The organism is Candidatus Protofrankia californiensis, assembly GCF_900634765.1.
Lineage (GTDB): Bacteria > Actinomycetota > Actinomycetes > Frankiales > Frankiaceae > Protofrankia > Protofrankia californiensis.
The window spans coordinates 1-2,892 of the sequence record NZ_CAAAFT010000151.1; the positions used below are offsets into that span (position 1 = coordinate 1).

Below are 2,892 nucleotides of genomic sequence, written 5' to 3' on the forward strand. Positions count from 1 at the left end.
GACGCGGTGGAGGTGTGCAAGCAGCGGTGCTGGCGGCACCCCTGGGTGGTCGATCTCGATATCCAAGGGTTCTTCGACAACGTTCCGCACGCGCAGATCATCGCCGCAGTGGAGAAGCACGCGAATCTGACATGGGTTGTGCTGTACGTGAAACGGTGGCTCGTCGCGCCGGTTCAGCATCCGGACGGCAGCCGTGTCACTCCCATCAAGGGAACTCCACAGGGCTCGGCGATTTCACCGTTGTTGTCGAATCTCTTCCTGCACTACGCTTTGGACTACTGGCTTGCCAGGAGATTTCCAGTGGTGCGGTTCGAGAGGTACTGCGACGACATCATCCTACACTGTTACAGTCAGCGGCAGGCGAAGTACATTCGCGACGTCGTTGAGAAACGGTTGCTGGAGTTCTGGTTGCGCTGTCACCCGGACAAGACTCGGATCGTCTACTGCAAGCAGGACGGACGCGACGAAGAGCACCCGGTAACGAGCTTCACGTTCCTGGGTTTCGACTTTCATCGTGCGCCCATCCGGCGACGTGATGGCGTGCTGATGTGCGGGTTCGTCCCGTTGGTCGGCAGGGCGGCGCTGAAGTCGATGGCACGGGTCATCCGGCAATGGAAGCTGGGTCGCAGGACCAGTCTGGGTTTTCGGGGACTCGCCGCGATGGTCAATCCCATCGTGGCGGGGTGGATCGGCTACTACGGGCGCTTCTACAAGTCCAGGCTGATGCACTTCCTAAGTCAGCGGATCAACCCTTTCCTCGTGAAGTGGGCGATGCGGAAATACAAACGATTGCGCCGCGCCAAAGGGAGAGCTCGTCGGAAATTGGCCGAGATAGCGTCGGCGTTCCCGGCGATGTTTGCTCACTGGAAGCATGGCGCGATGCCTACTGGTTCGACGGTGGGAGCCCGGTGACGGGAGACTGTGCGCCGTCTAACTCGGCGCCAGATCGCCCCCGCAGGGGGCAGAGGTTCGGGAGGAGGTGACCTCTGGGCCACCCGTCTTACCTGAACGGGAAACCGGGAGGGGACAAGAGCATGACGGGAAAGCGCGGGGTGCCGTGAAGGCGCCGAAGGCACGGCCGTGCAAGGCCCGCGTGATACGGCGAAGGCCAGACTGCTTGAAGCCCAGTCTCCAGCGGTGCAAACGTTCACACCTCCCGACACGGCGTCTGTTGTCGGGGCCGTCGGCATAGGAGCGATTCCGACTTTCGTCGCTCTGAACCCTTCCGGCCGGCGGGCGACGGGCAGCGAGCTCGTTCAAGGGGACGGACCGGGACGCCTACGTCACGCTCGCTACGTCTGGCGCAAGAGGAATTCGGGATGGCCTACGGGGCGCGAGCCCTATGGTCACGGAGGGTCCGTAGTAGTCGCAGGAGTCACGCCCCGCCGAGGAGGACGGGAGAGCCGTCTACATGGGCGAAGGGACCCAGGTGCTTAGATCGACAAGAACGGTGAGGTACGCGAGATACGAGACGCCGCAACCGTACTGGAGATCATTCGTGAACGCGGCAGGAGAGGACTGCCGTTGGAACGGGTCTACCGGTGCTTGTTCAACCCGGACCTGTTCCTGCTTGCCTATGGGAAGCTCTACCGTAACAAGGGGGCGTTGACCGCCGGAGCCACCAGCGAGACCGTGGATGGCATGAACCTCGGCAAGATCGAGGCCATCATCGAGACGCTCCGGCAGGAGCGTTACCGATGGGCCCCGGTACGGCGCACTTACATCGAGAAGAAGAATTCGGTGAAAAAGCGACCGCTGGGGCTGCCGACCTGGTCGGACAAGCTGCTGCAAGAGGTACTGCGCCTGATCTTGGAGGCGTACTACGAGCCGCAGTTCTCCGACCGCTCCCACGGGTTCCGCCCGGGCCGCGGCTGTCACACCGCCTTGCAGGAGATCTATCACCAATGGCACGGGACGGTGTGGTTCATCGAGGGCGACGTCACCGACTGTTTCGGGTCCTTGGACCATTCGATCATGAGATCGATTCTGGCCGAGAAGATCCACGACGGTCGGTTCCTGCGTCTGATCGACGGGCTGCTCCAGGCCGGATACCTGGAGGACTGGCGCTACCACGCGACGTTGAGCGGCTGCCCGCAAGGCGGCGTGGTTTCACCCGTTCTGTCCAATATCTACCTGGATCGGCTGGACAGGTTTATCGAACAGACTCTCTTGCCTGCCCATAACCGGGGAGCGCGACGCACGCCCTATCGGCCTTATATGCGGTTGTGGCAACGCGCCTTCAGGCTGGAAGAGGCGGAAGACCGGGAGGCGGGTCTGGCGCTGCGCAAGCAGATGAAGACCATGCCCTCCCGCGACCCCGACGATCCCACCTACCGGCGGCTGCGCTACTGCCGTTACGCCGATGACTGGCTGCTGGGCTTCACCGGCCCCCGGCAGGAAGCTGAGGAGATCAAGACCGAGATCGGTCGGTTCCTGCGTGAGGAACTCGCGTTGGAGCTGTCCCCGACCAAGACCTTGATCACATATGGGCGGACGCAGGCCGCCCGGTTCCTCGGCTATGAGATTGTGGTGTTACACGCCGACCACAAGCGCGATCAGCGCGGTCACCGCAGCATCAACGCGGCGATCGGGCTGAAAGTGCCGGTCGACGTCATCCATGCCAAGTGCGCGCCCTACCTGCACCACGGCAGGCCGATCCAGCGAACCGAACGCACCGTCAATACTGACTTCAGTATCGTCGCGCAGTTCCAAGCCGAGTTTCGGGGTGTCGCGGAGTACTACCGGCTGGCGTTCAACCGCCATCGGCTCGGCTACCTGAAGTTCGTCATGGAACGGTCGCTGACCAAGACCCTGGCCCGCAAGTACCGGATCACGGTCCCGAAGGTCTACCGCCGTTACCGAGCCGTACTTGATACCGAGCACGGTCCACGT

The 2,892-nt window shown here is 62.5% G+C and carries 2 protein-coding genes; both read left to right on the forward strand.

From position 1 onward, the window contains the following. On the forward strand, positions 1-912 hold a 912-nt coding region (locus DD1DGNOD_RS08870; RefSeq protein WP_131769870.1), incomplete at its 5' end, for a reverse transcriptase domain-containing protein. Between the two features lie 552 nt (positions 913-1,464). Next, positions 1,465-2,892 (forward strand): reverse transcriptase/maturase family protein (locus tag DD1DGNOD_RS08875; RefSeq protein ID WP_131769871.1); only part of this gene is annotated, 1,428 nt, incomplete at its 3' end.